The sequence below is a fragment of the Caloramator sp. mosi_1 genome (assembly GCF_028622835.1).
GTDB lineage: Bacteria > Bacillota > Clostridia > Clostridiales > Caloramatoraceae > Thermobrachium.
Genome location: NZ_CP117677.1, coordinates 1,716,943 through 1,742,917, shown reverse-complemented (window position 1 = coordinate 1,742,917; position 25,975 = coordinate 1,716,943). Strand labels below are relative to the sequence as shown.

Below are 25,975 nucleotides of genomic sequence, written 5' to 3'. Positions count from 1 at the left end.
AAGTATTTTTTCCAAAAACGTAAAAATAAATACAATTTATTTTAAATAATAAAAAACACCAATTGGTTTTTATAGAAGGGGGTATAAACCAATTGGTGTTTTCAACTTTATCTATTTACAAAATTTTGTATTTTGCTCTTTATTTCTTCAGATGTTGCACACATAACAACTTCATCTGCAAGCTTCTTTGCCTCTTCATAGCTTAGGCTTGTTATAAGCTTTCTTGCCTTTAGTATTGAAGATGCACTCATACTAAATTCATCTAATCCAAATCCTAATAGAACAGGAATTATTCTTTCATCTCCTGCCATTTCTCCACACATTCCTGCCCATTTTCCTTCTTTGTGGGCATTATCTATTACCATCTTTATTAATCTTAATACCGCTGGATGGAATGGATCATATAGATATGATATCTTTTCATTCATTCTATCAACAGCTACTGTATATTGAATTAGGTCATTTGTTCCTATACTAAAGAAATCTACTTCCTTTGCAAGCATATCTGATATTACTGCAGCAGATGGTATTTCTATCATTATACCTATTTCAACCTTATTGCTATAGGCAATTCCTTCTGCCTTAAGTTCATTCTTAACTTCTTCTACTACTGCCTTTGCCTGTCTTAATTCTTCAATGCCTGATATCATTGGGAACATTATCTTTAGGTTTCCATATACTGAAGCCCTAAATAATGCTCTAAGTTGTGTCTTAAATATGTCTTTTCTATCAAGGCATAATCTTATTGCTCTGTATCCTAAGAATGGGTTCATCTCTTCATCAATCTTTAGATATGGTAGTTTCTTATCTCCACCTATATCTAACGTTCTTATAACAACTGGTCTTCCGCCCATTCCTTCTAAAACTGCCTTGTAGGCTTCAAATTGTTCCTCTTCTGTTGGAAGACTATCCTTATCCATATAAAGAAACTCTGTTCTAAATAGTCCTACACCCTCTGCACCATTTTTTAGTGCTCCTTCAACGTTACTTGGTGTACCTATGTTTGCTGCTAATTCTACCTTTCTTCCATCAACTGTTATTGACTCTGCATTAACTAACTTTGATAGTTCCTTCTTATATTCTATAAGTTTCTTTTGCTTTTCTTTATACTTTTCTAATGTCTCTTCATCTGGATTTACTATTACAACACCTTCATCGCCATCTAAAACAAGCATATCACCTGTTTTAACTGTGCTTGTAACATTTGAAAGTCCAACTACCGCTGGTATTTCAAGTGATCTTGCCATTATAGCTGAGTGGGATGTTCTACCACCTATATCTGTGGCAAATCCTAATACCTTTTCCTTATCCATTTGTGCTGTATCAGATGGTGTCAGGTCATTTATAACTATTATGCATTCTCTATCTATTTCTGCTATTGATGCTGTTTCTATTCCCATTAATATATTAATTATTCTCTTGCTTACATCTCTTATATCTGCTGCTCTTTCTCTCATATATTCATTGTCCATTGACTCAAACATTGAAATAAACATATCAGCAGTTTGCTTTAATGCATACTCTGCACAGATTGATTCAGCAGCAATTTGGGCTTCCACTGCACCGATAAATTCAGGATCCTCTAACATCATAAGATGTGCTTCAAAAACCTGTGCCTTATCTTCACCTATTTTTTCTCTTGCTATGTCTTTTATCTTTTCAAGTTGCTCCTTTGCAGTAGCTACAGCATTTTGTAATTTTGTAGTTTCAGCCTCTACGTTTTCTATTGTTCTTCTTTCTATTTCAACTTCTTTATCTACTATTACAAGTGCCTTACCTATAGCTACTCCTGATGACGCAGCTATTCCCTTCAACATTTAAATTCTCCTCCTTAAAATTATTCAAGGCCATTTAGTATTAGATTTGTTAGTGCTTCTATAGCTTGTGCTTCATCTTCTCCATTTGCCTTTATAACTATTTCTTAACCCTTCTTTGCTGCCATAGTCATAAGGCTCATTATACTCTTTGCATTGTATTCCTTTCCTGATTTTTCAATTGTTATAGCTGACTTAAACTTTGCTGCCTCTTTTACTATTATTCCTGCTGGTCTTGCGTGTATACCTGTTTCATTTTGAATTACTATCTTCTTTTCCATCATCTTCATTACCTCCATTTATTTTTATTTTAATTACTCGTGAAAGTAAAATATTATTTTACCTTAACTGTTGCAACTACTGAATTAGAATCTACATTACCGCTGTTTACATTTAATTCTTCAACTACATCCATATTTGTTATTAGCATTGGAGTAATTGTTGATTTTGCTCTTTCCTTTACTAAATTCAAATCAAAAGTAACTAATTTATCTCCCTTTTAACCTTATCTCCTTCTTTAACAAATGCTTCAAAACCTTCTCCCTGCATTTGTACTGTATCTATACCAATATGAAGAAGTATTTCAAGACCTTCCTTTGTTTTTAATCCTACTGCGTGCTTTGTTGGAAAAACTTGAACAACTTCTGCATCACAAGGTGAATATAGAACACCTTCCGTTGGTTCAATTGCAAGTCCGTCACCCAACATTTTTGAAGCAAAAACTTCATCTGGAACATTTGCAAGTTCTACTACATTACCAACCATATGAGCATTTAATTCTATTGCATTGTTTTTCTTTTTGAAAAAGCTGAACATTGTAATTACCTCCCATTTTTGAAAATATTTAAATAAAAAGGCATAAGCTAATAAAACCTTGTGGTTTTATTAGGCTTATGCCTGATCGAATCAGTAACACGCCTAAGAGTTATTTTTAATTCTACCAAGGTGAACTGCAATATACCCTATTTCATCTTCGGGTACCTTCTTATCTAATTTTTTTCAATAATTTCACAAGCCTTTTTGAAAGCTTATATTCTTCCTTAAGTTGTCTCTTTATTGAACCTAAAAGTATATTTTTAATTGGTTTATTATTTTCAATTCTATATAGTGCATACCTTAAATGAGATATTAACCTTATATAATCTAAGGATTTTTCGTCTATCTTTATTTTTAATTCCTTCTGTATATAATCTATTACGTCTTTAACAATTTCTGTATATTTAAGTGTTTCTCCAACAGTTTGATTTACCCTTGCAGAATAGATATGCAATGCTATAAAGCTTTTTTCTGATACTGGAAGCTCTACACCTATTCTTTTTTAATAAGCTCTATTGCTTCCTCTGCAATTGAATATTCTGTAGGGTACATTGTTTTAATTTCCATCTCAAAGGGATTTACAATATTTATTCCTTCCCTTAATCTTGTTATTGCAAAGTTAATATGATCTGTAAGTCCAATATGAATATGAGGATTTAATTCCACACCTAACTTTTCTCTTGCAAGTTCAATTATTTCTTCTGATACAGCAATTATTTCCTCATTTACCGTTTTTAATAATCTGTTGTAATTTTCTTTGTGTTCATTTGTAATTTGAATAAATTTTTGTTCTATTACATCCTTCTCAGTTATTGGGTCTCCTTTTTTTTACCAAAACCTATTCCCTTTCCTGTAAGAACAAAAATTTCATCACCTTTTTGAGTTATAACTACATTATTACTTAATACTTTGGTAACTACATACCCTTCCATACACATTTCTCCTTATTAGGATACTAATATTTTAATAAAAATAAAAAAAAATTCAACACCTTTTTATTTACAAAATTGATAAGTATAATGAAACAAAACAAATGCACGTGCCATAAACATTTTGGGTTCTATAATAAATGTTGGGGCGTAGACCCAGCATATTTTTTACAAAAAATATGTGCACCTGATTAGACACCTGGTAAAATTAAAATAACCAAACAAAAACCTTACCTGAAAGGAGGCATCCATCAAGTGCACACTAATAATTCTATCAAAAATTTATTAGGTTTTAAAGATGTTATTATAAAAAGATTATTCATAATGACACGTACATTGAGATATACTTAGAAACTAAGAAAAAATTTGTACTTGCCCTAATTGTAATTCCAAAGTTACAAGAGTTCACGATTATAGAATTCAGCGTATTAAAGACATACCCTTATTCTTTAAACATACTTTTATCATTCTTAAAAAACGTAGATATCGTTGTAATGCCTGCGGCAAAAATTTTATGAACATATAGAATTTTTACCTCGTTATCATAGAATAACTAATAGATTAGCTATGTTTGTAATTTATGAATTATCTAATGAATATAGTATGACATCAGTTGCTAGAAAAACTAATCTATCTATCGATACTATAAAACGTATTTTTGATAATGTATCTTACTCTTCTCCTACTAATTTACCTAAAATAATATCTATAGATGAATTTAAAGGTAACTCTGGTGGTTCTAAATATCATTGTGCAATAGTCGATCCTGTTAATCATAAAATACTAGACATTATTAAAGATAGAAAAGAGCATATTCTTATAGATTATTTTAGAAAAATTAAAAATCGCGATAGCGTTACACACTTTATTTGTGATATGTGGCAACCCTATATTGATTTAGCTAAAACTTATTTCAAAAATGCTGTAATTGTTATAGATAAATTTCACTATATTAGACAAGTCATATGGGCAGTAGAAGCGGTAAGAAAACGTATCCAAAGAGAACTATCAATTAAATTAAGAAAATACTTTAAAAGAAGTAAAAAGCTTATTTTAAAAAGATATGGCTTACTTGATACAGATTCAAAGTTAGCTTTACAAGTTATGTTTTCTTATAATAGTGAATTAGCAATTGCCCACACTTTAAAGGAAAAGTTATTGAGTATTATTGATGCTTCACCTTCTTCTAACGAAGCTCGTGTCCTCTTAAAAGATTGGATTAAACTTGCACAAAATAGTGGTATCAATGAATTGAAAAGATGTGCAAATACCTATATCAGATATTTTAATGAGATTTGTAATTCTTTTGATATTCCTTATACAAATGCTTGTATAGAAGGATTTAATAATAAAATCAAAGTTATTAAAAGAATAGCCTTCGGCTATAGAAATTTTGATAGATTCAGGAATAGAATTCTTCATTGTTGTAATAAATAATCTGTTAAATATTGTATTTTAGGAAATCCAACTATCGTTGGTCTTTTTGTCGTGCAATTTTTTAAGGGTAAACTCCCTCATCCTATCTATCTTGCTAAAATCATTATCAAATAAGAAAGGACAGGCATTCTAATCTAATGCCCGCCCCAACTATTGACAAAGAGCCACATTTTGTTCATAGCACGTGTAATAATGCCAAAGTTTTAAACTCCTCTTTGTTCCATCATTGACTTTACCTTCATAAGTCTTGTTAAATTTCCTCTTTCATTTTCCTCAAGTTTCATTGTTATATACTTTATTGTTTCTTGAAGTTGAGGTATCATTACATACTCAAGAGCATTTACTCTTCTTCTTGTCTTTTCAATTTCATCAGCCATAAGTTGACAGGACTTTTCAATCTCAGCAAGTTCTAAAAGCTGTGGAAGGATATTATAGAGTTTATTTATAGCTCCATCAAGTTCTGCTGATGTCAATGCATATCCATAGGGGTATATACTTGCACCTTCTGTTCCTTCTCTTATGAACTTCATAACAGGAACATTTACACTCATTATGTTTTTCTTTGAAATTTCAAGACTTATTGTTTCACTTGGCATAATAATTGATTCCTCTAATATTTCTGATCCCATAACTGCCTTTGCCATCATAAACTCTTTTAATGAAGCTGTTAACTCTTCTTCTACTTTTATTCTAAGCTCATTGTTCTTTTTTATTAAATCAATGAATTTTTTCATTAATTCATCCTGTTTATCCTTTAAAAGCTTATGACCTCTCTTTGCTACAACCAAACGTTTTTTAGCTTAGATAGCTCCATTCTGGTTGGGTTTACATTCAATCTCATACCTATTCATCCCCTTTTTAGGCAAGTACTTTTCTATGTACTCATCCCTAATTCTCTTTAGTTCTGACTTAGGTAGTATAGATAGAAGTTCCCAACCAATATTTAAGGTTTCTTCTATGCTTCTATTTTCGTATTCTCCCTGTGATACATATCTCTTTTCAAACTCATCTGCAAATTTAGCATAAAGTTTATCTACATCTGAAAGTGCAGATTCACCAAGTATTACTGCAAGCTCTTTAGCTTGTTTTCCTTGAGCATATGCAGCAAAGAGCTGGTTCATTGTATCTGCGTGATCTTCTCTTGTTTTACCCTTACCAATACCCTTATCCTTTAATCTTGATAGTGATGGAAGTACATCTATAGGTGGCATTACACCCTTTCTAAACAATTCTCTACTTAATATTATTTGTCCTTCTGTAATATATCCTGTAAGGTCTGGAATTGGATGTGTCTTATCATCTTCTGGCATTGTTAGTGTTGGTATTTGGGTAATTGAACCTTCCTTACCTCTAATCTTACCTGCTCTTTCATATAGAGTTGAAAGGTCTGTATATAGATATCCTGGATATCCACGTCTACCTGGAACCTCTTTTCTTGCTGCTGAAACTTCTCTTAGGGCTTCGCAGTAGTTTGTCATATCTGTCATTATAACAAGAACGTGCATTCCCTTTTCATATGCAAGGTATTCTGCACAGGTCAATGCCATTCTTGGAGTTGCAATTCTTTCAATTGCAGGGTCGTTTGCTAAGTTTATAAAAAGTACTGCTCTATCTATTGCACCTGTCTTTTTAAAATCTGAAATAAAGAAATCTGCCTCTTCAAAGGTAATACCCATAGCAGCAAATACAACTGCAAATTTACTCTCAGCACTTAAAACCTTTGCCTGTCTTGCAATCTGTGCTGCAAGGTTTGCGTGGGGAAGACCTGAACCTGAGAAAATAGGTAGCTTTTGTCCTCTAACCAGGGTATTTAGCCCATCTATTGCTGATATACCTGTTTGAATAAACTCTGATGGATAGTCTCTTGCAACTGGATTTAATGGGTTACCATTAACATCAAGTCTCTTCTCTGGAATTATTTTTGGACCTCCATCCTTTGGTCTTCCAAGTCCGTCAAAGACTCTTCCAAGCATATCAAGGGATACACCAAGTTCAAGAGTTTTTCCTAAGAATCTAACTTTACTATCCTTTAGGTTGATTCCTGCTGAACTTTCAAATAGCTGCACAAGTGCCTTATCACCATTTATTTCAAGCACCTTACCACGTCTTATTTCTCCTGTTTGAGTTTCTATCTCAACAAGTTCATCATAAACTGCTCCTTCTACTTGGTCAACAAGCATAAGAGGACCAGCTACTTCTCTTATAGTTCTATATTCCTTAAGCATTTACTTCTCCTCCCTTCACAAGTGTATCCATTTGCATATGAAGTTCTGAGGATATTTCATCTATTTTAACCATCTCTGCTTCTGGTATATATTTTGCCCTTGCAATCTTTTCACGTACAGGAAGAGAAGTTATTTTACTTAAATATACACCCTGCTTTAGTGCTTCTTGTCCAAGATGATAGAAATCTAATATAAGCTTTAACATTTTAAGCTGCTTAGTTAAAGATGCATAAGTGTCAACTTCGTGGAAGGCATTTTGATGTAAATAATCTTCTCTTAAAGATCTTGCAGCCTCTAATGTTAATCTGTCCTTTTCTGATAATGCATCTATACCTACAAGTCTTACTATTTCTTGTAGTTCTGCTTCCTCTTGAAGAATCTTCATAGCCTCTTTTGTCATTTCTCCCCAGCCTTTGTATCCTTGCTCTTCAATATAATTTGATATCTTATCTAAATATAATGAGTAGCTCAATAACCAGTTTATAGCTGGGAAGTGTCTTCTATATGCAAGGTTTGAATCAAGTCCCCAGAACACCTTAACTATTTTTAGTGTTGCTTGAGTTACAGGTTCTGAAAGGTCTCCTCCTGGAGGTGAAACAGCACCAACAACTGTAAGTGCTCCTACTCTTTCATCACTTCCAAGACAGTATACTTTACCTGCTCTTTCATAGAATTCTGCTGCACGTGAAGTTAAGTATGCTGGATATCCTTCTTCACCTGGCATTTCTTCAAGACGTCCAGACATTTCTCTAAGTGCCTCTGCCCAACGTGATGTTGAATCTGCCATTATAGCAACAGAATATCCCATATCTCTAAAGTATTCTGCAATTGTTATACCGGTATAAATTGAAGCTTCTCTTGCTGCAACTGGCATATTAGATGTATTTGCAATAAGAACTGTTCTTTTCATAAGTGGTTCCCCAGATTTTGGGTCCTTAAGCTCTGGGAATTCCATAAGAACGTCGGTCATCTCATTTCCACGTTCTCCACATCCTACATAAACAACTACTTCTGCATCTGCCCACTTTGCAAGTTGGTGTTGAACAACAGTTTTACCGCTTCCAAATGGACCAGGAATACAAGCAGTACCTCCCTTTGCAACTGGGAAGAAGGTATCTATTATTCTTTGTCCTGTAAGCATAGGCTCTGCTGGTGGAATTTTTCCTTTATATGGTCTTCCCTTTCTTACAGGCCACTTTTGCATCATCATTATATCCTTTGTTTCTCCCTTTGGAGTCTTTACCTTTGCTATAGTTTCAACAACTGTAAATTCACCTTCATTTATTTCAACTATTTCCCCTTCAACTCCATAAGGCACCATTATCCTATGTTCAATTATTGTTGTTTCTTGAACAACACCAATAATATCTCCTGCTACTACATAATCTCCAACTTTTTTGTTGGTTTAAAATGCCACTTTTTTCTCTATCAAGGGATGGAACTTCAACTCCTCTTGTTATAAAATCACCAGCAACCCTCATTACAGCATCAAGAGGTCTTTGAATTCCATCAAACATTGTTTCTATAAGTCCAGGTCCAAGCTCAACTGAAAGAGGTTCTCCAGTTGTTTCAACTGGTTCACCAATTCCAAGACCTGATGTTTCTTCATATACCTGAATAGAGGCTTTATCTCCTCTCATTTCTATTATTTCACCAACTAATCTTTTATTACCAACCTTAACCACATCGAACATCTTAGCATTTTCCATTCCCTCAGCTATAACTAAAGGACCAGAAACTTTAATAATTCTACCGTACTTCAAGCTATCAACCTTCCTTCTTTGATAATATATCTACACCGACAGCTTTTTCTACATTATCCCTAATCTTTTCAAGCCCTATTCCAAGGCTTCCTTGAGTTCCAGGGATTAATATAACTGCAGGAACCATCTGATTTTGATATCTAAGTAGAGTTTCCTCCATATCCTTTGCATACGTTTCTGTTAAAAAATCAATCCGTAGCCTTCCCTTGCCATAGTATCAACTGCCTTTATAGCATCTTCTACTGAATCTACTGCTTTTACAGTCATACCAAGGGATAAAAAGGCTATAACTGCGTCTTTTCTCCTACTACTCCTATCCTATACATAAATATCACGCAGCCTTTCCCTTATCGTATCTGCACTAACACCGTTCTTTTTACCTGTTAATATAATTCTTAAAACTTTAATTTCATTCTCCTTTGCATATATGTATGCAACTACAGGCTCTGCACCAAAACTAATAAATTTTGAATTTTTAAGTACACTAATTAAATAGTTGTCTGCCATTTTTTCAATGCTTCCTAAATCCTTTGTCTTTAAATATTCTTCTATTCCTTCCTTTAACCATTTAAAGTGTTCTGTGTGGAATATCTTGTTTGAGAAGTTTTCAATATCTTCTATAAAATTATTTTTAAATACATCAAAATCAATCTTTCCACCTTTTATTAGAACCTTACTTAAAAACTCCCTTTCTCTATTTTGTTCCTTTGCTCTTATAAATGTTCTAATATTATAAACATCTATAAGAAGTTCTATATAGTCCCTAATAAAATTTATCTTTGACTCTTTTGCAATTTCAAGCTGTCTTTGAAACATCGCAGAATCTATTATTATATCTATATCCTGTGGATTTTTATTTGAATTGTATTCGTCTATTGCCTTAAAGACAGCCTCTTTAAATATTACATTTAAATCACGTAGGTTTTCATCCTTAAAAATTTCCTTAAGCTTACTTAATTCTATTGTACCTGCATCAATTAAAATATTATCTAAATCTCTTTGTAAAAACTTATTTTTAATCAATGTTTTTATGTTGTGGGCATCGTATTTTGTTCTAAATACATCAACAACCTCAACTACTGGGCATATCTTAACAATTTCTCTATAAAAATCTTCTAATGCCTTCTTTAATCCATCTTCATAGGAAGGCATATTTATATAGTCTCCATACACACTATCCTGTAGAATTCTTTTTGCTTCGTTAAAATCCTTTGCCTCAAGTAGTGTTTCAATCTTTGCCCTATCAAGCATTTTTGTTTCAAGAACCTTAATTCTTGCTATACACTGAGCAAATATAGTATTATCCATTACTCACCCTCCTTTTTAGAACTGGAGGCTATTTAAAATAACATTGAAGCAATATCTGCCTCAAGCTCATCCCTTAAACCTCTAATTAGTGCTTCAAAGGTACAGTTAATCTCAAGTCCACTTTTTCTTAATATAAAGCCAGAAGGAATATTGGCATATTCACTGCTTAGCTTTAAAAGTCCCCTCTTTCCTTTAGCTACTAACTGCTTATTTATTTCATCAAGATTAACTTGTACTCTATCTTTATCCTTATCTGAAAGTACAATTTCCTCTTCCCTGTTTCTACGTTATTTAAAATCATTCTATTTATTAAACTTGTGTATTCTTCCTTTGACATATTATTTAATTTTTTAATTACTTCACTAAAAATTAAATCTATTGCCTCCTGCTTTGCTTGAAGAACAATATTTCTTGCATCAAGCTCAGCTCTTGCAATCATTCTTTCTTTTCTTTCCTTACCATCTTTTTCTGCCTTTTGTTTAATTTCTTCTTCTATTTGGCTTGCTCTTAAATTTGCATTTTCTATTATTTCTTCTGCTCTTCTTCTTGCATCTAACTCTATTTCTGAGGCCTTAATCTTATCTTCACTTAAAAGCCTCTCCTTTAGGCTATCTATTCCATTCATTTTAGCCACTCCCTTATAGCTTTATATTAACAATCATTAATATTGAAGTTATAAGTGCAACAACGGCATATGTTTCAACCATAACTGCATAGATAACACCGTTGAACATTTTTTCTGGTCTCTTAGCAAGGATCTGAATACCTGCTGCCGCAGTCTTACCTTGTGATATAGCTGAGCTATATCCAACAAATGCCATTGGAAGTGAAGCCATAAGTAGCATAAAACCTTGACCTAAAGTTAGATTTACAGGATTTCCAGATAAAATACCAATCTTATTTAAAATAATTAGAGCTGTAATAAAACCATAAAAACCTTGTGTACCTGGGATAACTTGTAGAATAAGTGATTGACCAAATTTTTCTGGGTCCTCTGTAATTAAACCTGCTGTTGATTGACCAACAATACCAACACCTTTAGCTGAGCCTATACCTGCAAATAATGCTGCAAGTGCTGCACCAAGTAGTGCAAAGATTAAACCTCCATTTTGTTTTAAAAATTCAACAAATGTTGTAAATTCCATAATTGACTCCTCCTTTAATTTTCTTGTTCTATTTTTATAAATTTAGTTGATATTTTTAAAGGCTTGAAGGCCTTTCCTCCACCTTGATAGAATTTACCAAAGAACTCAAGATATTGTAATCTACAAGTATGAACAAAAGTTCCAAGTGCTCCAATCAAAAGTTAAAAGTATGTCCTGCAACAAATATTATTGGTCCAAATATAAAAGCTACTGCTCCTTTTCCTAAAAGACCAATTAATAGGTTAAAGGACCATCCAATTAATCCTGATGCTAAACCTAATGCTAAAAGTCTTGAATATGATAGAGCATCACCTAAATAGCCTGTTACTCCATAAAGTCCATATAGCCCACCAAAGAACTTACCAACAAGTGTTTTGTTGCTTCTTCCTTGTGTCAATAATAGCCCTAATGCACTAACTATTGAGATAATTTGGGCTGGCCTTCCACCCCCAAGTAACAACCATATTAACCCAGAAACCAAACCATACCAGAAAAATACATCAAATATCGCATCAAGAATCTTTCCCTCTTTAATCAACTGATATGCTTTAACTCCCAAGCCTACATATAAGTGGATTATACCAAATACAATGGAATATTTTAAAACTGTCATTGGGTCTGCTACAGGATCAACCCATAACGGTTTTATTTTAATTATCCCTCCAAAGAAACTACCATACAAAACTCCAAATACTACAGTAGGAACACTTACTAATGCTAAAAGTTTTACCATCTTTTTAATGAATCACTTAAATCAGCCTTTAAAAGTAAAAATAAGCTTACTGCACCAAGTAAAAGCCCATAACCAACATCAGCCATCATCATTCCGAAGAACAATAGGAAAAATGGGGCTAATACTGGTGTTGGATCTACCTCATTAGGTAAAGGCAGTGCATACATTTCTGTAATTGCTTCAAAGGGTTCAATTAAAGGATTATTTTTTAATAGAACCGGTGGATTATCTTCTTCCCTTGCTTCTTCAACTTCTAAATAAACCTGAAGATTGAATTTATTAATCATATCTTCTAATATATTTATTTTTTCTTCAGGTACCCACCCTTGCAAAACTACCGATCTCTTTGTATTTATTATTTTTGATACTTGCCTTTCAAGCTCAATCTGTGAATTAAAATAGTCGTATACCTTTTCTAAATCATCAATAGATTTTGCAAGTCTTTTAGCACTATTAACTACTTCCTCTTCTCTTGATGAAATCTCATTAATTTCGTTGTTCAACTTAGTAATTATATTCTTTGGTGTATCCTCAAGCTCAAGAGTAAGCTTTGTAAAACCGTATTTCTTTAAAATCTCATAGACTTGGTTGTAATCATCATTATGACAGATGACAAAAATATTTAGGTCCTGCTGTTTCTCCGACACTCTTTCTATGTATATTCCTTCAACATTTTTCAATTCTTCTAACATTGATACCTCATATTTTTTAGATACAGTACCTATGAAATAAGATACCCTCTTAAGCATATTTAGGTCATTCAAGGATACATCAAAATTGCTCCAAATGTTGTAATGTTCAATTTGTAATTCTAACTTTGATTTTTTAGCCTTTAGATTGTTTATTTCTTCTTCAAATGATTTTGCTTTACTACAGATATCCATCCAATCAAAATTATTTGCAATATTCTCAAAATTCTCAATGTTTAAAACTTCTCTTTTTGCAAAATTCCCTTTTACTATCACTAAAGACTCTTAGAAATTCATATGCCTGCTTTACTCTATTAAAATTAAATTCAGTTTCTGTTACTGTCTTATTTTCAAAACTTATTCCATCTAATTCTTCTCCTAATACTTCCTTTAGGTCAATTACTTCGACTGCAGATGCCCTTTGAAGAGCCTTTAAAATTTTATATTTATCCTCTCTTGAACCTGTTATGGTTACTTTTTTCATCTTAACTATTGCCATAACTATTCACTATCCTCTCAATAACCATATTTATGGCTTTATCCATCTTTTCTTTAGGTATATTGGTTATCTCCTTTTTCTTCCTTTCTGCTTCTGCAATCATTGGCTCAATTTGATTTTTGCTTCGTTTTCGTATTGTTCAATTACTTGTCTGTAAAAGACATCTGCACTCTCCTGTGCATCTTTTTTAATATTTTCTGCTTTGTCTTTTGCCTCTTTTAAAATATCATTTGCCTTCTTTTGTGCCTCTTTAATTAATTCTTCCCCTTGCCTTTCAATCTCACTAATTTTCTTTACCACATCCAGAGCCAAAGTATCACCACCTTTTCAGATTAAATATTTAAAAATTTTAACTTTATTATACTAAATTTTTTGAAAAATAAAAGTCATTTTTGTCGATTTTTCATTATATTTTTGTATTTTTTCATATTCATATTCATTTATATATTTTTTCATATCTATTTTATAATGCGTGTTATTTTTTAAGTCAAATATTATCAAATAATCAGAGAAATCAAACTCAACTCCCTATTAATTTTCTTAGCATCTACACACATTGGTAAAATTAAAAGCCCCTTTAGATTTGTTAAATTTAATTCTTTAATTATCTTATCTTTGCATTTTTTGATTTTAATTTCCAATTCGTTATCTATATGCTTTTTAGAAAATATGGTAAGTTTATCTTCTTTGTATTATATAAATAATCATATATTAGCAAGTCCCTTATAGTATTTCCTTCAAAACGTTCATTTAAAAAATTAAAAATTTGAAAAAACTTTTCTTGCAAACCTATGCTTCTTTCTAAAAAATTTTTATGAATTAAATAATCCGTCAACTCTTTAAAAAATTATAATAATCATATATATAGCTAAAAACGTAAGTAATAGTCCTTTCGAATATATGGCTGTTATAGAAGGTTTCAAAAACTTCCTCAAATTTTAAAAGCCAGTTTATTTCAGTGCTGCTTAAGCAACTTGTTTTTACTACCTGATACGGAGGATAACCACAGTATTTTATTCCATATTTATCTTTATCATAATAAATTGGAGAACCCTTAAGAACCTTTAAAAAACCAATTTGTAATTCATCAGGTTTAATACTCATAACCTCATTGAAGGATTTTCTAAAGGAATTTATATCCTCCTCAGGAAGACCAACTATTAAATCCAAATGACAATGAATATTGCCTTGTTCAAGTATTTTATCTATATTGCTCTTAACCTTGTCAAAGTTCATACATCTATTTATGTTTTCTAATACTTTTTATTTGTACTCTGTACTCCTATTTCAAACTGAAAAAGCCCTTGTGGTGCCTCCTTTAAAATTCTTAAATCTTCATCTTCTAATAAGTCTGCTGCTATTTCAAAATGGAAACTTGTTGAAGGATTTAATTCAATTAAATATTTCCATATCTCCCTTGAAAAGTCTTTATTCGCGTTAAAGGTTCTATCTACAAATTTCACAAGTTTTACATTGTTATCAATTAAATACTTAAGTTCTTTTTAACTAAGTCTAAACTTCGAAACCTAACCTTTTTATCAATCGAAGACATACAATAGCTACATCTAAAAGGACAACCTCTTGAGGCTTCATAGTAGATTATTTTATCTGGTATCTCATTTTCATAGGGAATTTTATACTATCTAAATCTATAATAGTATCTGCAAATCCTGTATCTATTATCTTGTTATTTTCTTTATAGGTTAGTCCCTTTATATTTTTTAAGCCTTCTAAATGTTGCATATGTATACAATCTATTAATGGCTTTATTACCCTTTCTCCTTCACCTTTTATTATAAAATCAATAAAGCTATATTTATTTAATAACTCAATTGAATCAAAGGACACCTCGGGACCACCTAAAACTATTTTTATATTTTCGTTTATATTTTTTATTGTGTCTGCAACCTTTAAAGTATTTTCTATATTCCATATATAACAAGAAAATGCTACTACATCTGGTTCTTTTTGTGATATGTCAAAAGAAATCTTTAAAATATCATCATTGATGGAGGACTCATATAATTCAACATCATACTCCTCTATCTCTCTTTTAAATATCTTATTGCTAAATTTGAATGAACATATTTTGCATTTAATGCTGCTAATATAACCTTCATTTTTAACCTTTATTTCCTCCCCTTTAAATACTGCTTCTATATATACTATACCTTGGTTTATTAGGCTATTTTTTATTATAAAACTATTATTTTCTAAAATTTTAATGATGTCAAGAAATTTAACACTATAGGGTTTAAAATAAGTATTAATTGGAAATTTATATAATCCAAATTCAGATTCTACATTAATTTCGTACTTTGAAAACAGCTTATTTTTTCTACAACATCCCAAATGTATACTTTACTTCCTTTTGTAGAACTTTAGTTAGTGATTTTAATATTTTATTAAATTTAAGCTTTGATATACCCCTTGACAAAACAAAGAAAAATATACAAGAATCATATTTTAAACTATTATTTTTTAATTGTTTTATATATGATATATCCTTTTCGATGTTATTGTATCTACTACTTATTATTTGGTTTATAACACTATCCCCACCATTACACACATCAATAATATTTTGCCCAAAATCAGTATTTCTTATATCTACATATATTTTTTTCATATAAACCACCCCAACTTTTATATATTTATAAAATTCAATTAAAAAAATAATTCCTGCCTTTTAGGCAGAAATTATTTACCTCTTCTTTTCTATTCTTTTTCTTCTCTACTGAAAAGCCAAACTTACCTAAGCTTTTACCAACAACACAATATTGTCCGTGATTATAACAAATAAGCTCTGCTTTATCTAAGTGTAGTTTTCCTCCTTCATCTAAAAGCTTGTCATCAACATTTACTGCTACAACCTCCGCAATAAACATATCGTGACTTCCAAGATTAACTATATCCTTAACTTTACATTCTAATGAAAGAGGGCACTCTTTAATTAAAGGAACATTAACCACCGATGCCTTTTGCTTTGTTAAATTTAAAACCTCAAATTTATCAACATCTCTTCCTGATTTTACACCACAAAAATCCGTCGCAAAGGCTAAATTTTTGTTTGGAACGTTAATAACAAACTCACCCGATTTTTTTATTATATCGTAGGAATATCTTTCAGGACGTATTGATATTGAAACCATAGGTGGATTGGTACAAACTGTTCCTGCCCAAGCAATAGTTATTATATTGTCTATCCCTTCATAGCTACAGGACACTAATACTGCAGGTACGGGATATAGCATAGTACCAGGCTTCCACGTAATTATAGACAAAATCATCACTCCTCAGATAAATTTTTTAGCTTTATTATGTCATTAAAGAATTTTAACATCAATCCAGCTGTTGTACGTTGTGCCAATTTTAATATAACAGATGTTATTTTATAATATCTAAGTTCTTCATTCAACTCATTTTTAAATTTATAATATGTTCTAATAGAGGAATTTGCATTAAATTCAATAAACTCCTTTATTGATTTAAAATATATACCACCTTCATAGGCATTAAAGCTTTCGTGATGTCTATAGGTTTTAATTATCCATTGCTCATATTTTCTGTGGCTGTCAAGCAATTTTACATTTACGTGTTGAGGTACTGTAACATCTTGAACTAAATGACAAGCTGCTCCAAGATAAAAAAGGCTTTATCCTTGTCTCCCTTTTTATACTTTGTTAATGCCCTTGCATAATAATAAGAACATTCCTTAAGAGCATTACTACATCCATAGAGGCCTTTACTTCTTTGTGGATTGTAAAAATGATTGCTACTTTTAAAATCCTGATCCGCCCATATAACTCCTTCATTTATTTTATCTATATATGCACTCATTTCTCTATAGGCATATTCATATCCATCATTTTTTAAAATGATTAATGCTTGATTATTTATATATTGATGTACTTTACATTCAGTTTTAATTATCCTTTTTTAATAGGATTTACAACCTTAAGCATTCCTTTAAAAATTGTTGAATAGGAATTTTCTATAAAACTCATAATTCATCATCCCTGTTTTTATTTTTATATTTATTTTAATCCTTTTTATAACAATTATCCACCTGTATTATTTAGTTTTTCTTATTTGAATTATAAGTATTACAATTAAAGCTATTACTACTGTTCCTATTAAATACTCAACAGGGATATATATTTTATTAAAACCTTGATGGTTTTCTTCGATTTTTTCAACCGAATATATACATCCATTCCCTTTATCTAATATATACAATATACCTTCTTTAGAAAAGCTACACTGTATAGGCTCCTTTATTATTTTTTCTTCTTTATTTTTTATAAAATCAACTGACATATTATTTTTTATATCATAGGCAATTATTTTTGCCTCTTCGTTTTTACCAGCTTTAAATGGTATAAATAAACTACCTACAAACCCAAAAGCATTTTGTCTTGATATATCCATAACTCCTATTCTTCCACTTTCATTAAAGGCTATAAGGGGCTTTGGAGGTGTTGTTGTTGGATGCATCTGGGTTATAAATTGAGGTTGAGGTGAATTCTTAGGTTTAAATTTTTTAAAGTAACAGGTTCCCCACCTTCATAGTCAGGCCATCCAAGCCAGTCTCCTTTTTAACTTCATATATATAATCGCACCCATTATCTATAGGCCTTTGTCCTCTATTTTCCATTCCTTGAACTGAAACATAAGCTTTATTATCGTGGGTAAATACAATATTAATTGGATTCCTTATTCCGTAAGCAAATAAGTCAAGATTAGTTGAACCTACGTATGTCCTATATATGCTTGCATTTCCTGGAGTTTTACCTTTAACTACCGAATCTTTACCAGACTGCATATTAAAGGGCATAAAGGCACCTGTTGTAGCCTTATCATTTTTTCCTCCGTCATTGGATTAGATGATTTGAAATTTATTCCAGTTAACACAACATCAACAGGATAAAAATCGTGAAAATATGGATTTTCTTTTAGCCATCCTCTTTCATAATTATCAATTCCAACAACACCAGAATTAGTTGCTGAGCCTTGGCAGATGTATAAGTAACCATCATAACCTATTTGAATACCATTATTTGAATAATCACCATAGCTTGGAAGACCAGTTATTATATCTTCTACCTTTTTATCTGAAACTTTACTTATCTTCCCCTTATGGGATACTAACAAATAATCCTTGTATATTAAAATTGAGTTTATTGGATAACTAAAGCCCTTTGCTATTGTTTCATTTTTGCCATTCCTATAATATTTATTTATAACAATTTCATTATCTACCTTTTCAGCAATATAAAAATTTCCATTTAAATCTACTACAAATGCTGTAGGCTCCTTGAGTCCCTCAATTTGTTTTTTACATTATATCCATCCTGTACAATAACTTTAGTTGTTACATCACAAGATTCTTCATTAATCCCTATGAAAAAATTTATAGATAGGACTCCTAAAGATAAAACTAAAATCAAAACAATTAACACCTTTTTATTTTTCATCTTATTCCCCCTACTTTTTATTCACCTAAAATATATGAAGGGGAATAAAAAAAATGCCTTTATAGGCATTTTACAGGTGGAGCTTTTAAATTTTTATGTTTAAGACCTTACGTTTTTCCAACACACTTTTATTATTTTAGCTAATTTTCGACAAGTTGTAAATAGTTTTTTAAAAAAATAACAACAAATTTTTATGGAAAACTGAAATATTTCTTTCATAAAATAAATAATATTTTTGTAAAATTTCAAAATTCGTGTTATAATATTCTTGCACATAGTATAAAGACAGGGGTAACTGAAATGGTAGATCCAAGAATAACAACATTAGCCCATAATCTAATTAACTATTCTTGTAGACTTAAAGAGGGTGAAAAAGTTCTAATTGAAACTATAGGACTTGAACTTCCTCTTGTTAAGGAACTTGTAAAAGAAGCCTACAAGGTAGGTGCTATCCCATTTGTTACTATAAAAAACAAATCTGTTGACAGAGCTATATTAATGGGTGCAACAGAAGAACAAATGAAGATGATGGCTAAATATGAAGCTGCAAGAATGAGCGATATGGACGCATACATAGGTATTCGTTCAGGTGATAACTCATCAGAGTTGTCTGATGTTCCATCAGAAAGAATGGATCTATACTTCAAGTACTTCTGGAGTGAAGTACACGGAAAGATTAGAGTTCCAAAAACTAAATGGGTTGTACTAAGATACCCATCACCATCAATGGCTCAACTTGCAAATACAAGTACAGAAGCATTTGAAGATTTTTACTTCAATGTATGTAACCTTGACTATTCAAAAATGTCAAAGGCAATGGATGCATTAGTTGAACTTATGAACAAAACAGATAAGGTAAGAATAGTAGGACCTCAAACTGATCTTACATTCTCAATAAAAGGAATTCCTGCAGTAAAGTGCGACGGTAAGATGAACATACCAGATGGTGAAATCTATACTGCTCCTGTTAAGGATTCTGTAAATGGATACATAACATACAATACACCAGCTGAATATCAAGGATTTACTTATGAAAATATAAGACTTGAGTTTAAAGATGGTAAAATAGTAAAGGCAACAGCTAATGATACAGAAAGAATAAATAAGGTATTTGATACTGATGAAGGTGCAAGATACGTTGGTGAATTTGCCATAGGTGTTAACCCATATATAACTAAACCTATGAAAGATACTCTATTTGACGAAAAAATAGCAGGTTCTATCCACTTTACACCAGGAAGCTCCTACGATGATGCATTTAATGGAAATAAATCAGCTATACACTGGGATTTAGTTTATATTCAAACTCCTGAATACGGTGGAGGAGAAATCTACTTCGACGACGTTCTAATAAGAAAAGATGGAAGATTTGTAATTCCAGAACTTGAAGGATTAAATCCTGAAAACTTAAAATAATTTTAAAAAGGTGCCGTAATCTTACTTGCGGCACTTTTTCTATATAATTTATTTTACTTCATTTCACCCTAACTTTTCATAATAAAAAAAATACACCATATTATTATAGTATGTAAAATGTTAATAGGGGTGTAAAATGCGTTCTAAATTTTTTATAAATACCTTTATATTAACTTTATCTAACATTTTAACAGGTGCACTCGCCTTTTTATTTACAGTAATTTTATCTCGTGAAATTGGTTCAAAGGGAATGGGACTCTACCAGCTTGTTTCTCCTCTATATACAATGTTTCTTTTCTTTACTGGTGGTGGTGTTACAGTATCTATTTCTAAAATAAGTGCTGAAAAAAGCCCTCGGAAAAACACGTGAATTATACAATACTATTAAAATTGCTTGCATATTTGAAATTATTTGGTCAATCTTTATAACGGCTATTCTTATACTTTTATCCAGTTTTGTTTCAAAAATATATTAAATGATGATAGAACTCAACTTAGTATACTCTGCTTTTGTCCTGCACTTATTATCGTCTCAATTTCCTCTATATTTAAAGGAGTTTTCTATGGGTATCAAAAGGTATTAGAACCTGCAATAATTGACGTTCTTGAAAAAGCAATTAGGATACTTAGCATATACCTATTAATTCAAGTTTTAAAGGGATACGATATAAATATTAAGTCAGCAGCTGCCTATCTTGCCCTATCCATAGGAGAGCTAACAAGTTTGATATTATTATTCATATGTTTTATTAATTTTAAACATCAAAATCCTCCAACGGGTAAATCCGATAATAGCCTTCAACTTTTATTTAATCTTCTTAAATTGTCTATTCCTCTTGCATTAAATGGTATTTTGTCTACAATGTTTAGTTCAATAATCGCAATATTAATCCCTAAAAGACTACATATTGCAGGATTACCCTATGAGGAATCAATATCTATGTTAGGTAAACTTCAGGGGATGGCTATGAACGTTGTATTTTTCCCTGCCATAATAATTTCCTCCTTAAGCACTTTATTAATACCTTCAATTTCTGAAGAAATTGCATTTAAAAACTACAAGATATTAAATCACAGAATAAATACTACAATTAAATTTGCTATGGCTGTTGCCTTTGCATCCTGTGCTATTTTACTTAATTCTTCAAAGGAAATTTCAATGTTTATTTATAAAGATTCATCTGTAGGAAATCTAATATATTATTTATCAATTGGTTTGCCTATTGTTTATTTTGAAATATTAACCTTCTCTATATTAAACGGACTGGGTAAGCAATTTAATCTTTTAATTAATTCTATCTTTGTTTCTCTTATTGACATAACATTAATATATTTTCTTATGGCAATACCTCAGATAAATATATATGGATATTGTATTAATTTTGCTATTTCTGGAGCTACTGGAGCAATTATTAACCTGACTTGTATTTATAAAACTCTTAAGGGATTTAATTTTGATTTTTATAAAAACATAATCATACCTCTTTTGATTGGAGTATTGGTATATATTATTGGTTCAATTTTAGTAAAACTCCTTCCTGTTCAAATGTTTATTTTAATATGCTATTTAATTTATGCATCTGTCTTCATATTAACCCAAAAACTCAGCTTCTCCAAGTAAATGGAGAAGCATTTTTATGTATAATCTTTAGATTTTAGTAAAAAATACAAGTAGAATATATAAAAGGAGGTGTTCCTATGTATAATTTAACTCCAAACATTGGATGGGGCTGGTGGTTACTTTTACATATCATAGCAATACCACTACTTCTATATTGGGGAGCATCAATGAGAAGAAATAAAGGAATTGAATAGAAAGGAGAATGATTTATGTATACACCAAGAATGGGTTGGACTTATTGGATTATACTTCATCTTATAGCAATCCCACTAACAGTTTATATTGGAACATTCTTTAGGAATAGAGAAAGAGTTAAATAATAAAAAGAAGAGCGAGTGCAAGCGGCTCTGCCACTTTTCTCAACGCGCATCTCGCTCTTCCTACTTTATTTAAATTATACTATACAATTTATTCATATTCAACAAAAAATTATATACAATTTACTTCATTTTTCGATATATTTAATCAAGCTTTTTATATCTTCAGGTATATCTGCAACCACTTCAATTATTTTATCTTCCCTAATACTCTTGAATCTAAGCTTGTAAGCGTGGAGTGCCTGCCTGTTAATTAATGTGCTCTCTTTTCCATATAAGGTATCACCAATTAATGGATGACCTATATGGCTAAAGTGTACTCGTATCTGATGCGTCTTTCCTGTTTCAAGCCTTATTAAAACCACACTCATATCCTTTGAAGATTTTAATACTTCATAATGTGTAACTGCTCTTTGACCTGATTCCATAACTTCTCTTTTATAGAGTCTAAAGAAGGTCTGTCTATTGGTAAATCAATTGTTCCTTTTCCCTCAATACACCCTTCTACAACAGCAATATAATATTTTTCAATCTCATCCTTTTCCATTTTTGTTGCCATTTGCTGATGTGCAAATTGGCTTTTAGCAATAATAACAAGCCCAGAGGTATCTCTATCTAATCTATTTACAAGCCTTACTATTGAATTTTGGTTAGTGGTTTTAAAATAGTTCATTACTGCATTAGAAAGAGTACCAGTTGGATGCCCCTTTGTAGGGTGTACAACCATAAAGGGAGGTTTATTTACAATTAACAAGTCGGTATCTTCAAAAACAATATCAACAGGTATATCCTCTGGTAGTATATCTTGGCTTTCTTCTGTGTCTAAAATAACTTCGATTTTATCATTTGATTTTAAAACATAATCCATTTTTATAGGCTTATTATTTACTAATATGTTACCCCTTCTTGATAGTTTACGCACCAACCTTGTTGACATATTCTTTTCATATTTTAAGTAGTTTGATATTTTAACTCCTACACCATTATCTTCAACTGTAAAAATTAATCTATTCATACTCACTCTCCTTGTAATATAAATTTTGCCTTTGTAATCTCCTCTGCAATCCTTATTATATCATTTAAACTTTGTTTTTCACCACAAATTTCATATACAAGATTATCCTTAACCCATTTAATAAAAATGACAGAACTATTCTCTACTATTAAAACATTTATATTGCCCATTTTAGCATTTGGATTAAACTCCAGATTTCCTACCCACTCACTTAATATTATTCTTTTGTTGTTAATAAGATATACTACCGTCAAGCAAGGATTATTTGAAGGAGGACTAACAGAAATATATATAGGGATGTAGTTTGTGGGAAGTACCTCTTTAAAATTAAGGTATTTTCTTGCCTGTTCCATCGTTTCAAAATGCTTGGCCAAATATCCATCATCAACTACTTCAACCTTAGGTAAACTTTCTATTTCAAAAACACTTTTTCAATATCTTCATTTACTTTTTCATAGGTATACTCACTTTTTCTACTACTTGACCATTGATAAAATATTCCTCTCTCATTGGTAGTAAAACACCATTTATCTCTGTTATCCAAATTTTATGCATATAGTTGTTTTGGTCTATTTTATTCTTAATCCCAAGAACCTCCATCTTTAAGTTATTCTTTTCTTCATATCCAAAAACTCGTATCTTCCTGAGTTAATTACATCAATTACCTTTTTAGAGATTTCTACCACATATGGTTCCTTTGGAGGAAAGGACAATTTCACCCTTATCTTATTAGTTATTTCATCATAGTAGTAGTGCTTTTCACTGTTATATATTTCAGTTGTTTTTGTATCACTTACTGTATCAATTCTTAGCTTATTGGGATATATAAAATAGACATCTTGATGCTTTACAAATTTACCTTGACTTTCACTATAACTTTCTGTTAGTACGTGATATTTTATTGATTTTAAAGTAGAATAATCACTTTTAAAATTAAATACAAATTCAAAGGCTGCTTTATAATAATTTATATAAGCTAAATAAACAATAAATAGGATTATAGCCACTCTAATTATCTTATTTCTCATAAAACCACCAAAATATTTTTTTAATAAAATATATGAAATAATTTAAATAATTTATCCTTATATCTAAAATTAAATACTTATTTATTTTTTGTTGACTTATGCTGATAATATATATAATATAAATTGTACTATAATTTTATGAGGTGATGATATGAAGGAAATTGTTATAACTAAAAATGAGGCAGGTCAGAGACTTGATAAATTCCTTAGAAAATATTTAAAGGATATGTCTCTTGGAGCTATATATAAATCTATAAGAAAAGGTGAAATAAAAATAAACAGTAAAAAGCAGAGCGAAAAATACATATTAAATGAAGGTGATATTTTAAGCTTTAATATTGAAATAAATCCAGATAAGAAAAAGAAACTAAAAAGTTCTTGGAAATTGATTATGATATTAGCGTAGCCTATGAAGATGAAAACATATTGATTGTAGAAAAAGACCTAATCAGTTAGTTCATCCTGATGAAGGAAACGAAATAACTCTTACAGACGTAGTATGGGCTTACCTTTATGATAAGGGTGAATATAATCCAGATGAAGAAAAACCTTTGCACCATCACCCTGCAACAGATTAGATAGAAATACAGAGGGTCTTGTGATTTTTGCTAAAAACTACGATTCACTTAAGCAAATAAACGAAGCAATTAGACTTGGTGGAATACAAAAATATATACTGCATTGGTAAAAGGTAAAATTGCTGCTGGTGAGTACATAGGATATATAACCAAAAATGAAAGAAATAATAAAGTAATGATATTAGATAAAAAAATAAAAAATTCCAAAGAAATAATAACTAAAATATTAAATGTAGAATCTGTTGGTATTGCTTCTGTAGTGGAAATTGACTTAGTAACAGGAAGAAGCCATCAAATAAGAGCTCATTTATCACATTTAGGTAATCCAATAGTTGGAGATCCAAAGTACGGTAATAAAAAGTTCAACAGCTTTTTCTTTAATAAGTTTGGGTTAAATCATCAGCTTCTTGTTGCAAATAAATTGATATTTAAAAATATTGGAGGAAACTTAAAATATCTTGAGGATAAAGTAATTACAATGAATCTACCTCCATTATTTAAGAAAATTAAAAATGATCTTTTTAAGTTTTAAAAGAGTGCCATTTCTGGCACTCTTTTTATCAGCAGGAACATCCGCCTCTTCCGTATAACTGATCAACCACAAATCTTTTACCAAAGAAGGAATTTCTGTAGTCAATTATGAAACCCCTTGTATATCTCGAAAGTTCCTTATCAAATATGACTTTAATTCCTTCCACTTCATAAACATTATCAGTTTTCTTTTGCTCATCCAGAGCTAAACCATAACTTGGTCCACCTCATCCAACACCTGCAACATAAACTCTAACTCCAATATTTTGCTCCTTGCCTTCTAATTTTTTCTTTAATTCCTCAGCAGCAGACTGAGTAATTTTTATTTCCATATTTCCACCTCCATTTATACCCTCTATAGGTATTTATACTATATTATATTATTTTACATAACAAATGTAAACAACTTTTATCTTTTAATCTTACTTTTTTCGTGCTCCTCCAGAGCACGTTCATTATAATATGGGTTTACTCCTCATCCGCATCCAGTTCTATAAATATTACCAGATTCTTTATAATCGTTATAGATTTCTTTAATTAGTTCTTTTATCTTCTGTACAATCTTCATTATGTCACCCCCCTTATACCTTATACAGGTATTATAACATATAAAAAATTAATTAAAAATATATAA

Annotated in this window: 32 protein-coding genes and 8 pseudogenes; 6 read left to right on the top strand and 34 right to left on the bottom strand. The window is 30.9% G+C overall.

All coding sequences use genetic code 11. From position 1 onward, the window contains the following. Positions 1 to 107 precede the first annotated feature (107 nt). From ptsP to PL321_RS12380, 7 genes and pseudogenes are all read right to left on the bottom strand, one after another. The gene (gene ptsP / locus PL321_RS12405) at positions 108 to 1,817 is read right to left on the bottom strand and encodes a phosphoenolpyruvate--protein phosphotransferase (RefSeq protein ID WP_273962263.1); all 1,710 of its coding nucleotides are present in this window, start codon (positions 1,815 to 1,817) and stop codon (positions 108 to 110) included. Between the two features lie 104 nt (positions 1,818 to 1,921). Next, entirely contained in the window at positions 1,922 to 2,098 is a 177-nt protein-coding gene (locus tag PL321_RS12400) for an HPr family phosphocarrier protein (RefSeq protein ID WP_337960823.1), read from the bottom strand. Positions 2,099 to 2,148: 50 nt separating this feature from the next. Further along, complete coding sequence (locus tag PL321_RS20140; RefSeq protein ID WP_337960822.1) at positions 2,149 to 2,286, bottom strand: hypothetical protein; 138 nt, start codon at positions 2,284 to 2,286, stop codon at positions 2,149 to 2,151. An 11-nt stretch (positions 2,287 to 2,297) separates the two neighbouring features. Beyond that, on the bottom strand, positions 2,298 to 2,630 hold the full coding sequence (locus PL321_RS12395; protein WP_337960821.1) for a PTS sugar transporter subunit IIA: 333 nt from the start codon (positions 2,628 to 2,630) through the stop codon (positions 2,298 to 2,300). Positions 2,631 to 2,732: 102 nt separating this feature from the next. Next, positions 2,733 to 3,084: pseudogene (locus PL321_RS12390) on the bottom strand (PRD domain-containing protein). Between the two features lie 38 nt (positions 3,085 to 3,122). Next, complete coding sequence (locus PL321_RS12385) at positions 3,123 to 3,323, bottom strand: PRD domain-containing protein (RefSeq protein ID WP_273964551.1); 201 nt, start codon at positions 3,321 to 3,323, stop codon at positions 3,123 to 3,125. A 116-nt stretch (positions 3,324 to 3,439) separates the two neighbouring features. After that, positions 3,440 to 3,562, bottom strand: coding sequence for a CAT RNA binding domain-containing protein (locus PL321_RS12380; protein WP_273962261.1), 123 nt, complete (start codon positions 3,560 to 3,562; stop codon positions 3,440 to 3,442). Between the two features lie 361 nt (positions 3,563 to 3,923). Between PL321_RS12380 and PL321_RS21495 the strand changes: the two genes are divergently transcribed. Then, positions 3,924 to 4,085 (top strand): transposase family protein, encoded by a 162-nt coding sequence (locus tag PL321_RS21495; RefSeq protein ID WP_443110716.1) that lies wholly within the window; start codon positions 3,924 to 3,926, stop codon positions 4,083 to 4,085. Next, positions 4,058 to 4,996 (top strand): ISL3 family transposase, encoded by a 939-nt coding sequence (locus PL321_RS12370; protein ID WP_337961026.1) that lies wholly within the window; start codon positions 4,058 to 4,060, stop codon positions 4,994 to 4,996. The genes PL321_RS21495 and PL321_RS12370 overlap by 28 nt, the downstream gene beginning before the upstream one ends. Positions 4,997 to 5,199: 203 nt before the next feature. Here PL321_RS12370 and PL321_RS12365 read toward each other — a convergent pair. From PL321_RS12365 to PL321_RS12260, 22 genes and pseudogenes are all read right to left on the bottom strand, one after another. Continuing rightward, positions 5,200 to 5,837 (bottom strand): annotated as a pseudogene (locus PL321_RS12365) (V-type ATP synthase subunit D). Next, on the bottom strand, positions 5,797 to 7,221 hold the full coding sequence (locus tag PL321_RS12360) for a V-type ATP synthase subunit B (RefSeq protein WP_273962260.1): 1,425 nt from the start codon (positions 7,219 to 7,221) through the stop codon (positions 5,797 to 5,799). The pseudogene PL321_RS12365 and the gene PL321_RS12360 overlap by 41 nt, the downstream one beginning before the upstream one ends. Next, a pseudogene (locus tag PL321_RS12355) lies at positions 7,214 to 8,984 on the bottom strand (V-type ATP synthase subunit A). Before PL321_RS12355 ends, PL321_RS12360 begins: the two are co-directional and overlap by 8 nt. 4 nt (positions 8,985 to 8,988) lie before the next feature. Continuing rightward, positions 8,989 to 9,316: pseudogene (locus PL321_RS12350) on the bottom strand (V-type ATP synthase subunit F). Next, positions 9,303 to 10,292 (bottom strand): V-type ATP synthase subunit C, encoded by a 990-nt coding sequence (locus PL321_RS12345; RefSeq protein WP_273962259.1) that lies wholly within the window; start codon positions 10,290 to 10,292, stop codon positions 9,303 to 9,305. Before PL321_RS12345 ends, PL321_RS12350 begins: the two are co-directional and overlap by 14 nt. Before the next feature lie 211 nt (positions 10,293 to 10,503). Then, complete coding sequence (locus PL321_RS12340; protein ID WP_273962258.1) at positions 10,504 to 10,917, bottom strand: V-type ATP synthase subunit E family protein; 414 nt, start codon at positions 10,915 to 10,917, stop codon at positions 10,504 to 10,506. A gap of 13 nt (positions 10,918 to 10,930) precedes the next feature. Then, on the bottom strand, positions 10,931 to 11,437 hold the full coding sequence (locus PL321_RS12335; protein WP_273962257.1) for a V-type ATP synthase subunit K: 507 nt from the start codon (positions 11,435 to 11,437) through the stop codon (positions 10,931 to 10,933). Between the two features lie 14 nt (positions 11,438 to 11,451). Beyond that, complete coding sequence (locus PL321_RS12330; protein WP_273962256.1) at positions 11,452 to 11,595, bottom strand: hypothetical protein; 144 nt, start codon at positions 11,593 to 11,595, stop codon at positions 11,452 to 11,454. After that, positions 11,592 to 12,170, bottom strand: a complete 579-nt coding sequence (locus tag PL321_RS12325; RefSeq protein ID WP_273962255.1) for a hypothetical protein — start codon at positions 12,168 to 12,170, stop codon at positions 11,592 to 11,594. Before PL321_RS12325 ends, PL321_RS12330 begins: the two co-directional genes overlap by 4 nt. Next, on the bottom strand, positions 12,164 to 13,135 hold the full coding sequence (locus PL321_RS12320) for a V-type ATPase 116kDa subunit family protein (protein WP_273962254.1): 972 nt from the start codon (positions 13,133 to 13,135) through the stop codon (positions 12,164 to 12,166). Before PL321_RS12320 ends, PL321_RS12325 begins: the two co-directional genes overlap by 7 nt. After that, positions 13,089 to 13,358 carry a hypothetical protein gene (locus PL321_RS12315; protein WP_273962253.1) on the bottom strand — a complete coding sequence of 90 codons (270 nt, stop codon included), beginning with the start codon at positions 13,356 to 13,358 and terminating at the stop codon, positions 13,089 to 13,091. Before PL321_RS12315 ends, PL321_RS12320 begins: the two co-directional genes overlap by 47 nt. A gap of 99 nt (positions 13,359 to 13,457) precedes the next feature. After that, positions 13,458 to 13,670: a hypothetical protein gene (locus PL321_RS12310; RefSeq protein WP_273962252.1), complete on the bottom strand. Its 213-nt coding sequence runs from the start codon at positions 13,668 to 13,670 to the stop codon at positions 13,458 to 13,460. Positions 13,671 to 14,007: 337 nt separating this feature from the next. Further along, a pseudogene (locus PL321_RS21490) lies at positions 14,008 to 14,462 on the bottom strand (DUF4080 domain-containing protein). A 149-nt stretch (positions 14,463 to 14,611) separates the two neighbouring features. Further along, on the bottom strand, positions 14,612 to 14,821 hold the full coding sequence (locus tag PL321_RS12300; RefSeq protein ID WP_273962250.1) for a hypothetical protein: 210 nt from the start codon (positions 14,819 to 14,821) through the stop codon (positions 14,612 to 14,614). A gap of 136 nt (positions 14,822 to 14,957) precedes the next feature. Beyond that, positions 14,958 to 15,710 (bottom strand): B12-binding domain-containing radical SAM protein, encoded by a 753-nt coding sequence (locus PL321_RS12295; RefSeq protein ID WP_273962249.1) that lies wholly within the window; start codon positions 15,708 to 15,710, stop codon positions 14,958 to 14,960. Next, on the bottom strand, positions 15,697 to 15,987 hold the full coding sequence (locus tag PL321_RS12290; RefSeq protein ID WP_273962248.1) for a hypothetical protein: 291 nt from the start codon (positions 15,985 to 15,987) through the stop codon (positions 15,697 to 15,699). The genes PL321_RS12295 and PL321_RS12290 overlap by 14 nt, the downstream gene beginning before the upstream one ends. 34 nt (positions 15,988 to 16,021) lie before the next feature. Further along, positions 16,022 to 16,612 carry a flavin reductase family protein gene (locus PL321_RS12285; RefSeq protein WP_443110786.1) on the bottom strand — a complete coding sequence of 197 codons (591 nt, stop codon included), beginning with the start codon at positions 16,610 to 16,612 and terminating at the stop codon, positions 16,022 to 16,024. 35 nt (positions 16,613 to 16,647) lie between these two features. After that, a pseudogene (locus PL321_RS12280) lies at positions 16,648 to 17,365 on the bottom strand (zinc dependent phospholipase C family protein). Positions 17,366 to 17,432: 67 nt separating this feature from the next. After that, positions 17,433 to 17,855, bottom strand: coding sequence for a hypothetical protein (locus PL321_RS12275; RefSeq protein WP_273962246.1), 423 nt, complete (start codon positions 17,853 to 17,855; stop codon positions 17,433 to 17,435). Between the two features lie 46 nt (positions 17,856 to 17,901). Continuing rightward, on the bottom strand, positions 17,902 to 18,195 hold the full coding sequence (locus PL321_RS12270) for a hypothetical protein (protein WP_273962245.1): 294 nt from the start codon (positions 18,193 to 18,195) through the stop codon (positions 17,902 to 17,904). Further along, on the bottom strand, positions 18,159 to 18,512 hold the full coding sequence (locus tag PL321_RS12265) for a hypothetical protein (RefSeq protein ID WP_273962244.1): 354 nt from the start codon (positions 18,510 to 18,512) through the stop codon (positions 18,159 to 18,161). Before PL321_RS12265 ends, PL321_RS12270 begins: the two co-directional genes overlap by 37 nt. A 143-nt stretch (positions 18,513 to 18,655) precedes the next feature. Then, complete coding sequence (locus PL321_RS12260; protein ID WP_273962243.1) at positions 18,656 to 18,835, bottom strand: hypothetical protein; 180 nt, start codon at positions 18,833 to 18,835, stop codon at positions 18,656 to 18,658. A 300-nt stretch (positions 18,836 to 19,135) separates the two neighbouring features. Between PL321_RS12260 and PL321_RS12255 the strand changes: the two genes are divergently transcribed. From PL321_RS12255 to PL321_RS12245, 3 genes are all read left to right on the top strand, one after another. After that, positions 19,136 to 20,251 (top strand): aminopeptidase, encoded by a 1,116-nt coding sequence (locus PL321_RS12255; protein ID WP_273962242.1) that lies wholly within the window; start codon positions 19,136 to 19,138, stop codon positions 20,249 to 20,251. A gap of 136 nt (positions 20,252 to 20,387) precedes the next feature. After that, a complete protein-coding gene (locus PL321_RS12250; protein WP_273962241.1) occupies positions 20,388 to 20,621 on the top strand; it encodes an oligosaccharide flippase family protein in 234 nt (77 codons plus the stop codon). Positions 20,622 to 20,663: 42 nt separating this feature from the next. Beyond that, the gene (locus tag PL321_RS12245) at positions 20,664 to 21,872 is read left to right on the top strand and encodes a polysaccharide biosynthesis C-terminal domain-containing protein (RefSeq protein ID WP_273962240.1); all 1,209 of its coding nucleotides are present in this window, start codon (positions 20,664 to 20,666) and stop codon (positions 21,870 to 21,872) included. 445 nt (positions 21,873 to 22,317) lie between these two features. Here PL321_RS12245 and PL321_RS12240 read toward each other — a convergent pair. The 4 genes and pseudogenes from PL321_RS12240 to PL321_RS12225 form a co-directional block, all read right to left on the bottom strand. Then, positions 22,318 to 22,916: pseudogene (locus tag PL321_RS12240) on the bottom strand (RluA family pseudouridine synthase). 290 nt (positions 22,917 to 23,206) lie between these two features. Continuing rightward, a complete protein-coding gene (locus PL321_RS12235; protein ID WP_273962239.1) occupies positions 23,207 to 23,557 on the bottom strand; it encodes a hypothetical protein in 351 nt (116 codons plus the stop codon). A gap of 91 nt (positions 23,558 to 23,648) precedes the next feature. After that, on the bottom strand, positions 23,649 to 23,804 hold the full coding sequence (locus PL321_RS12230; protein WP_273962238.1) for a hypothetical protein: 156 nt from the start codon (positions 23,802 to 23,804) through the stop codon (positions 23,649 to 23,651). A gap of 2 nt (positions 23,805 to 23,806) precedes the next feature. Beyond that, a complete protein-coding gene (locus PL321_RS12225) occupies positions 23,807 to 24,232 on the bottom strand; it encodes a hypothetical protein (RefSeq protein ID WP_273962237.1) in 426 nt (141 codons plus the stop codon). A 151-nt stretch (positions 24,233 to 24,383) separates the two neighbouring features. Here PL321_RS12225 and PL321_RS21485 point away from each other — a divergent pair. Beyond that, positions 24,384 to 25,342: pseudogene (locus PL321_RS21485) on the top strand (RluA family pseudouridine synthase). Between the two features lie 28 nt (positions 25,343 to 25,370). Here PL321_RS21485 and PL321_RS20120 read toward each other — a convergent pair. Further along, a complete protein-coding gene (locus PL321_RS20120; protein ID WP_337960817.1) occupies positions 25,371 to 25,673 on the bottom strand; it encodes an iron-sulfur cluster assembly accessory protein in 303 nt (100 codons plus the stop codon). Positions 25,674 to 25,975: the final 302 nt, after the last annotated feature.

Excerpts from the sequence above, each read along its gene's own strand:
- PL321_RS12325 (WP_273962255.1), bottom strand. The coding sequence starts at position 12,170 with ATGGTAAAACTTTTAGCATTAGTAAGTGTTCCTACTGTAGTATTTGGA.
- PL321_RS12230 (WP_273962238.1), bottom strand. The coding sequence starts at position 23,804 with ATGGAGGTTCTTGGGATTAAGAATAAAATAGACCAAAACAACTATATG.
- PL321_RS12400 (WP_337960823.1), bottom strand. The coding sequence starts at position 2,098 with ATGATGGAAAAGAAGATAGTAATTCAAAATGAAACAGGTATACACGCA.
- PL321_RS12290 (WP_273962248.1), bottom strand. The coding sequence starts at position 15,987 with ATGAAAAAAATATATGTAGATATAAGAAATACTGATTTTGGGCAAAAT.
- ptsP (WP_273962263.1), bottom strand. The coding sequence starts at position 1,817 with ATGTTGAAGGGAATAGCTGCGTCATCAGGAGTAGCTATAGGTAAGGCA.
- PL321_RS12345 (WP_273962259.1), bottom strand. The coding sequence starts at position 10,292 with ATGGATAATACTATATTTGCTCAGTGTATAGCAAGAATTAAGGTTCTT.
- PL321_RS12250 (WP_273962241.1), top strand. The coding sequence starts at position 20,388 with ATGCGTTCTAAATTTTTTATAAATACCTTTATATTAACTTTATCTAAC.
- PL321_RS12335 (WP_273962257.1), bottom strand. The coding sequence starts at position 11,437 with ATGGAATTTACAACATTTGTTGAATTTTTAAAACAAAATGGAGGTTTA.
- PL321_RS12270 (WP_273962245.1), bottom strand. The coding sequence starts at position 18,195 with ATGCCCTTTAATATGCAGTCTGGTAAAGATTCGGTAGTTAAAGGTAAA.
- PL321_RS12340 (WP_273962258.1), bottom strand. The coding sequence starts at position 10,917 with ATGAATGGAATAGATAGCCTAAAGGAGAGGCTTTTAAGTGAAGATAAG.
- PL321_RS12260 (WP_273962243.1), bottom strand. The coding sequence starts at position 18,835 with ATGAAAAATAAAAAGGTGTTAATTGTTTTGATTTTAGTTTTATCTTTA.
- PL321_RS12225 (WP_273962237.1), bottom strand. The coding sequence starts at position 24,232 with ATGAGAAATAAGATAATTAGAGTGGCTATAATCCTATTTATTGTTTAT.
- PL321_RS12255 (WP_273962242.1), top strand. The coding sequence starts at position 19,136 with ATGGTAGATCCAAGAATAACAACATTAGCCCATAATCTAATTAACTAT.
- PL321_RS12380 (WP_273962261.1), bottom strand. The coding sequence starts at position 3,562 with ATGGAAGGGTATGTAGTTACCAAAGTATTAAGTAATAATGTAGTTATA.
- PL321_RS12360 (WP_273962260.1), bottom strand. The coding sequence starts at position 7,221 with ATGCTTAAGGAATATAGAACTATAAGAGAAGTAGCTGGTCCTCTTATG.
- PL321_RS12395 (WP_337960821.1), bottom strand. The coding sequence starts at position 2,630 with ATGTTCAGCTTTTTCAAAAAGAAAAACAATGCAATAGAATTAAATGCT.
- PL321_RS12235 (WP_273962239.1), bottom strand. The coding sequence starts at position 23,557 with ATGGAACAGGCAAGAAAATACCTTAATTTTAAAGAGGTACTTCCCACA.
- PL321_RS12315 (WP_273962253.1), bottom strand. The coding sequence starts at position 13,358 with ATGGCAATAGTTAAGATGAAAAAAGTAACCATAACAGGTTCAAGAGAG.
- PL321_RS12285 (WP_443110786.1), bottom strand. The coding sequence starts at position 16,612 with ATGCTATATCCCGTACCTGCAGTATTAGTGTCCTGTAGCTATGAAGGG.
- PL321_RS12275 (WP_273962246.1), bottom strand. The coding sequence starts at position 17,855 with ATGCATCCAACAACAACACCTCCAAAGCCCCTTATAGCCTTTAATGAA.